The sequence below is a fragment of the Polaromonas sp. UBA4122 genome (assembly GCA_002381615.1).
Classification (GTDB): domain Bacteria; phylum Pseudomonadota; class Gammaproteobacteria; order Burkholderiales; family Burkholderiaceae_C; genus Polaromonas.
The window spans coordinates 44294-50535 of the sequence record DFWY01000102.1; the positions used below are offsets into that span (position 1 = coordinate 44294).

General features: G+C 60.6%; 6 protein-coding genes. 2 read left to right on the forward strand and 4 right to left on the reverse strand.

Going from position 1 to position 6242, the window contains the following annotated elements:
• Positions 1-126: 126 nt before the first annotated feature.
• A complete protein-coding gene (locus tag B3F77_RS13790) occupies positions 127-909 on the forward strand; it encodes a 3-hydroxybutyrate dehydrogenase (RefSeq protein WP_293605501.1) in 783 nt (260 codons plus the stop codon).
• Positions 910-911: 2 nt separating this feature from the next.
• Here B3F77_RS13790 and B3F77_RS13795 read toward each other — a convergent pair whose 3' ends face one another.
• From B3F77_RS13795 to B3F77_RS13805, 3 genes are all read right to left on the reverse strand, one after another.
• Entirely contained in the window at positions 912-2009 is a 1098-nt protein-coding gene (locus B3F77_RS13795; protein ID WP_293605502.1) for an NAD(P)/FAD-dependent oxidoreductase, read from the reverse strand.
• Positions 2010-3056, reverse strand: coding sequence for a histone deacetylase family protein (locus B3F77_RS13800; RefSeq protein WP_293605503.1), 1047 nt, complete (start codon positions 3054-3056; stop codon positions 2010-2012).
• A gap of 83 nt (positions 3057-3139) precedes the next feature.
• Positions 3140-3985 (reverse strand): N-formylglutamate amidohydrolase, encoded by an 846-nt coding sequence (locus B3F77_RS13805; RefSeq protein WP_293605504.1) that lies wholly within the window; start codon positions 3983-3985, stop codon positions 3140-3142.
• Between the two features lie 254 nt (positions 3986-4239).
• On the opposite strand from B3F77_RS13805, the gene B3F77_RS13810 reads away from it, so the two are divergent.
• Positions 4240-4833, forward strand: coding sequence for an outer membrane beta-barrel protein (locus B3F77_RS13810; protein ID WP_293605505.1), 594 nt, complete (start codon positions 4240-4242; stop codon positions 4831-4833).
• Between the two features lie 427 nt (positions 4834-5260).
• On the opposite strand, the gene B3F77_RS13815 is transcribed toward B3F77_RS13810, so the two are convergent.
• A complete protein-coding gene (locus B3F77_RS13815; protein ID WP_293605506.1) occupies positions 5261-6124 on the reverse strand; it encodes a metallophosphoesterase family protein in 864 nt (287 codons plus the stop codon).
• Between the last annotated feature and the right edge of the window lie 118 nt (positions 6125-6242).

Consider the following 6242-nt stretch of genomic DNA (forward strand, 5'->3'; position numbering starts at 1 on the left):
GTGCATGCAGTCCGCATAAAAGGCTTGATAAGGCTTGATAATCACTTGAGAAAATTTTTAGGCGCACTGGCTGCTGGCGCGATTTAAATCTCACACCAACTATCGTAAATCATCCGGAGAATCATCATGCTCAAAGGCAAAACAGCGCTCGTCACCGGCTCCACCAGTGGTATCGGTCTGGGTATCGCCAAATCCCTGGCTGCTCAGGGTGTCAACATCGTTCTCAATGGCTTTGGTGATGTGGACGGTCCCAAGGCTGCGATTGCAGCGCTGGGCGTCAAAGTGGCTTACCACGGCGCTGACATGAGCAAGCCCGCCGACATTGAAGACATGATGAAGTTTGCCGCCGCCCAGTTTGGCCGGGTCGATATTCTGGTCAACAACGCGGGCATCCAGCATGTGGCCAGAATCGAAAATTTTCCGGTTGAAAAATGGGACTCTGTGATCGCCATCAACCTGAGCAGCGCCTTTCATGCCACACGCCTGGCGCTGCCCGCCATGCAGGCCGCCAACAACGGGAAAGGATGGGGCCGCATCATCAACGTCGCCTCGGTTCATGGCCTGGTGGCCTCCGCAGAAAAATCAGCTTATGTGGCCGCCAAGCACGGCATTGTGGGCTTGACCAAAGTCACCGCGCTTGAAAATGCCACCACCGGAGTCACCTGCAATGCCATCTGCCCGGGCTGGGTGCTGACTCCCATGGTGCAAAAACAGGTGGATGCCAAAGTCGCGGCGGGTGGCCTCTCCAATGAAGCGGTCACGCAGCAACTGCTGGGTGAAAAAGAACCCTCCCTGCAATTCACCACGCCTGAAGAGCTGGGTGCGCTGGCAGTGTTTTTCTGCTCCCCTGCGGGCAACAATGTGCGCGGCGTCGCCTGGAACATGGATGGCGGCTGGACCGCGCAGTAAACTTATGACAGCAGTCGGCGAACATGCTCGCCGATGGCCAGTGCGCTGGTCAGGCCCGGCGATTCAATTCCAAACAGGTTGACCAGCCCAGCCACACCATGCACGGCTGAGCCCTGGATCAAAAAGTCTTTGGCCGGCTCGCCAGCCCCTTGGATTTTGGGACGCAGGCCCGCATAGCCCGGAATCAGGGCGCCGTCTTGCAGCGCAGGCCAGTACTTGCGCACTTCCGCATAAAACGCTTCGCCGCGCGCCGGGTCAACCACCAGATCATCGGGTGAGCTGACCCATTGCACATCAGGGCCAAACTTGGCCTGCCCACCCAGGTCAATCGTGAGATGAACGCCCAGGCCTGCGGCCTCGGGCACCGGATAAATCAACCGGCTGAACGGTGAGCGGCCAGAGAGGGTGAAGTAATTACCTTTGGCGTAATGGCTGGGCGGCACAAGGTGCGCAGCCAGCCCCGCAAAGCGCCGGGCCAGGGCCTGGGCATGCAAGCCTGCCGCGTTGACCACGGTGTTGGCTTGCAGTTCCGTGCCGTCTTTTGCTATTAAAATAATAGCGCCCTGTGCAAATATCGCATGGGCCAGCGGTGAATTCAGCACTACAAGACCACCGGCATTCTCCAGATCACCCTGCAGCGCCAGCATCATGGCATGGCTGTCCACAATGCCCGTACTGGGTGAGTGCAGCGCAGCCACGCATTCAAGTTGCGGCTCCAGCGCCCTCGCCTGCTCGCGCGTGAGCAGCACCAGGTCCTGCACACCATTGGCCGCCGCCTTGGCCACAATGCCTTGCAGCTGCGCCAGCTGTGCGTTATTGGTTGCCACAATCAGCTTGCCACAGCGGCTGTGGCCAATGCCGCGCACGGCGCAGTAGCCGTACAGCAACTCTTTGCCCTCAACACAAAGCCGGGCCTTGAGAGAGCCTTGCGGGTAGTAAATGCCCGCATGAATGACTTCGCTGTTGCGCGAGCTGGTGCCGGCACCAATCGCGTCGGCGGCTTCCAGCACCATCACCTCCCTGCCCTGCAGGGCCAGGGCGCGCGCCACCGCCAGCCCCACTACACCCGCGCCAATCACCACGCAATCGATCTGATCCATTCAGGAGCCCTCAAAACTTTCAATCACATTGACCGCATTAGTGCCCAGCGCCGCTTTGGCGTAACCGCCCTCCAGCACAAACACGGTCGGCAAGCCGAGCGCGCCAAGGCGTTCTCCCAGACGGCTGAAGTCACTGGTCCGCAGGGCAAAGGTGGAGATGGGATCATCGGCGAAGGTATCCAGCCCCAGCGAGACCACCAGCGCATCGCTGCCGGAAGCGCCAATACGCAGGCAGGCCTGCTCTAGTGCCTCAAACCAGCGCGCCGCAGTGCAACCGGCAGGCAGCGGCAGGTTCAGGTTAAACCCGGCGCCAGCGCCTGCCCCGGTCTCATCGGCGTGGCCGAGGTAAAACGGATATTCGGTCAGCGGATCCCCGTGCAGGCTCACAAACAGCACGTCGGCGCGGTCGTAAAAAATACTTTGCGTGCCATTGCCGTGGTGGTAGTCCACATCGAGCACGGCCACGCGCCCAGCCCCGGCGTCGCGCAGGGCCTGTGCAGCCACAGCCGCGTTGTTCAAAAAACAGTAGCCGCCCATGAAGTCGGACCCGGCATGATGGCCCGGCGGCCGACTACAGCAAAATACAGCGCGCCCGCTGCTTCCGCCAGCCGCGAGCAAATGGGCGGCGCTGGCGGCGGCATCTGCGCCAGCTTTGGCGGCTAGCCAGGTCCCCGCTGCCAGCGGCGAGCCGTTGTCCATGGAATACAGGCCGAGCCGGGCGATGAAATTCACGGGTTCGCGGTCGCTGCGCAAGGTGCGCACCGGCCAGACGGAGGGAAAAGGCTGGCGCTGGTCATTGCCAGGCTCCAGCGCGGTCCAGTCGCGCCAGGCGTTTTCCAGAAACGAGAGGTAGCGTGCCGCGTGCACCTTGGCCAGTACCGCACAGCTGTCGGTTTGCGGCGTGCGCAGGGTATGGCCGCGCGCAGTCAGGCGGGCTTTGACGTACTCGGCGCGCGCCGGGGTTTCAAAGCACGGCACGCGTTCTCCCCGGAAAAACTCGAACTCGGGGGCATGGGCCTGGTGGCTGTCGTTAAAGAAAGTAATCATGTTGGGCAGGCTGTGGAATAGAGCGTAAATCACCGGCTAAGCACCGCCAGGCACCGCAAGACGCCCGCCATTCTGGAAAAAATTCAAAGCGCCCGGGGATCCGTGTTCAGCAGCAGTTCGACGAGTGAGCGCAGGGTGGCCTTGAGGGTCTCAGAACCCGGCGTCATCGCCAGCGTCTCTTCGCTCATGTAGAGCTTGCGGTTGATCTCCAGCTGGATGCTGTGCCGGTGCTGCGCAGGGTTGCCGTAGCGGCGCACCAGCTCCACGCCCTTGTAAGGGTGGTTGTAAGACACGCTGTAGCCCCGTGCACCCAGATGCTGGCACACCAGCCTGGACAATGCCGCGCTGGCCGTGCTCCCCTCGCGGTCACCCACCACAAAGTCCGCGTGCGCCTCGCCCGGAAAATCGGTGGCCTTGCTTGAAGCAATGGCGGGCATTGAGTGACAGTTCACATGAATGCTGCAGCCGTGCTGACGGTAGGCGGCATCAATGGCTTGCGCCACGGCAGCATGGTAGGGCTTCCAGCACTGTTCAATGCGCGCCTGCACCTCGGCCACACTCAGCTTGCGCCCGTAAATCGGCACACCGTCGTCGGTGGTGCGCCAGATCAGCCCCTTGCCGAGGCGAACCTTGGAAAGTATTTTGGGGTCCGTCTCCACCGGGTCCGGCCAGGGCGCGTCAAACAGCGAGACGTCCATCTCAGTGGTGTTTCGGTTGGCGTCGAGGTAGCTGCGCGGAAAGTGTGCTTCGATCCAGTGCACGCCCAATGCGGGGGCGAAGTCATAGAGTTTTTCGACATGGGTGTCTTCGGCACTGCGCAGCGCCGTCATCTCACACGCGTACAAAAAATCTGGCGGATAAGTGGTTCCGCTGTGAGGGGAGTCGAGTACCAGAGCACTGCTTCCTGGCAGATGGGTGATGAACTTCATGACGTGACTTTAGCAGCAGGCTTTTGACCATCCCACATTAACCATTTTCAGCGAATAACAAACCGTTGACATTGAAAACACGTGCCCCCCCTGCAGCTCGGTGCCTTCCAAATTTCTGTTTGTCCTACAAGCAGTTACTTCGTTTACCCACAGACGCATCGACATTTTCTCTCTTAAATTTGAAAATGAAGATCAACAACAGGCGGCCTCTTTTCGAAGCAGAGCCCCCAGATTCATCCACGAAAGGAAGCACCATGCAATCATTAACCCGAACCTTTTCAGCAACCGTTTTCGCTGTGGCCGCACTGGCGGCGGGCACAGGCGCGCATGCCCAAAGCAGCAACTACTCCCTCTACGGGCCGGGCTCGAGCTACATCGGTTTCAACGCAGGCCAGTCCGACTTTTCGCTCGGCAGCGGCGCAGGTGCCTTCCCTTTCGACAAGCGGGACACGACCTACAACATTTCCGGCGGTAGCTACTTCAACAACAACTTTGGCCTTGAGTTGGGCTACACCGACTTCGGCAAGATCGCCCGAGCTGGCGGCACCACCAAGGCAGAAGGCTTCAACCTGAGCCTGGTCGGCAAAATGCCGTTGTCCCCATCGTTCAACCTGCTGGGCAAATTGGGAACGACCTATGGCCGAACCGACGTTTCTTCCGACCCCGCGTCTGGCGTCCTGCCGGGCAGCGAGAGCGGCTTTGGCGTGTCTTATGGTCTGGGCGCCGAATATGTATTCAACCCCAATTGGTCGGCCGTGCTGCAGTATGACGGGCATGAACTGAAATTCGCTGGCAGTGGCCGCGACCGCATCAGCGCCACCACAGCGGGCCTTCGCTACCGGTTTTAAACGACTGGAGCGCTCACGGCGCCTGTAACCGAAGTCTGCAAGCCCTTGGGATTGCAGGCTTTTTGCAAGGGCAAGAGCGCCATCAGGCGCTACAAAATAGATAGCTTCTTTCATCCGTCCTTATTGGGCTATCGCTTGATTTCATCTATAAAATAAACCCTGCAGGCGGTGCCAGTACTTCCTGCAGCAGCCAGCTTCTTGCGCGGCCCAGCCAAAGCCCAGCGCCGCATGGCTTCAAACGAATTCTGGTGGCCCGCGCCGTTCTTGCCCTGCTGTTCGAAATTGGCCTGATCATGGCCGTGGTACCGCTGGCCGCCTGATGACTGGGCGGCCTTTGGGAGGCGCTTGTGCCGGACATCGGTATCGCGCTGTTTTTCCTGCCCTATACCTTTGCCTTCAACTGGACCTACCACCATGTGCGCGCTCATCATCGCCCGCAAGCGCCGCCTTTGCGCACCCCGAATCCGCACTGTCCAGACATCATCGGACCGAGCGGCAGCTGGCTGGCCTGCACCATCTCAAACCGCCCTGCCGCGGCCAGGTAGTCCCAACGCTCCAGCTGACACTGCTCGGGTAGGCCGGCCGCGTCGTAACGCAGCAGGTTGACCGAGTTGGGTGCCTCCCGGCGCACCCGTGACGACAGCGCGGTGCCCGCCTGCACACACCAAAGCCGGCGGTCCAGGCCTGCAACACGGGCCGACAGCTCGCAGACATAGGGCAGGTGAATATGGCCACCCATCACGAGGTCAGCCCCCGCCGCAGCCCACGCGCGCACCGCCGGCTCCCAGCCGCGCAGGCGATCATGCTCGTCTTGAGCCCGCAAAACATACACGGGCTGGTGAACGACGACCACGCGCAACTGTTCGGGTTCCGCCGCTCGAAGGTAGGCCACAACCCGCGCAATCTGGGTGCTTGAAACTTCACCGTTTTTATGCCGCCAGCGCCGCGTGGTTTTGACGCCAATCACTTGCAGCCACAGTGTCTGCAAACAGGTTTCCACGTTCGGGCCAAACATCTGAAGGTAGCGCGCATAGGGGCTGAACATCCTCTGGTAAAGGTTGAACAGGGGAATGTCGTGGTTGCCCGGCAGCGACAGCATGTGCGGAATAGCCAACCGGTCACAAAATTCCCGGGCCTGCCTGAACTGCGAGGCGCGCGCGCGCTGCGTGATATCGCCCGACAGCACCAGCACATCCGGACGCTGCTCGCACGCCATGCGGACAAGCGCCTCCATCACAGGCGGCTGTGTGGTGCCGAAATGAGGATCGGAGATGTGTAGCAGCCTGTTCATGCGAACTTCATTCGACCTCATACGACATTTATGCCACTTCAGCCCGATCAGCAGGCGCAGGGACCAGCAACATCAGGGGCTCGGCAGCGACCTCAAACACCAGCGGCGTCTGCATCCG

What these genes read in the sequence shown, in the direction of transcription:
- B3F77_RS13790 (WP_293605501.1), top strand. Translation starts at nt 127, where the DNA reads ATGCTCAAAGGCAAAACAGCGCTCGTCACCGGCTCCACCAGTGGTATC.
- B3F77_RS13795 (WP_293605502.1), bottom strand. Translation starts at nt 2,009, where the DNA reads ATGGATCAGATCGATTGCGTGGTGATTGGCGCGGGTGTAGTGGGGCTG.
- B3F77_RS13800 (WP_293605503.1), bottom strand. Translation starts at nt 3,056, where the DNA reads ATGATTACTTTCTTTAACGACAGCCACCAGGCCCATGCCCCCGAGTTC.
- B3F77_RS13805 (WP_293605504.1), bottom strand. Translation starts at nt 3,985, where the DNA reads ATGAAGTTCATCACCCATCTGCCAGGAAGCAGTGCTCTGGTACTCGAC.
- B3F77_RS13810 (WP_293605505.1), top strand. Translation starts at nt 4,240, where the DNA reads ATGCAATCATTAACCCGAACCTTTTCAGCAACCGTTTTCGCTGTGGCC.
- B3F77_RS13815 (WP_293605506.1), bottom strand. Translation starts at nt 6,124, where the DNA reads ATGAACAGGCTGCTACACATCTCCGATCCTCATTTCGGCACCACACAG.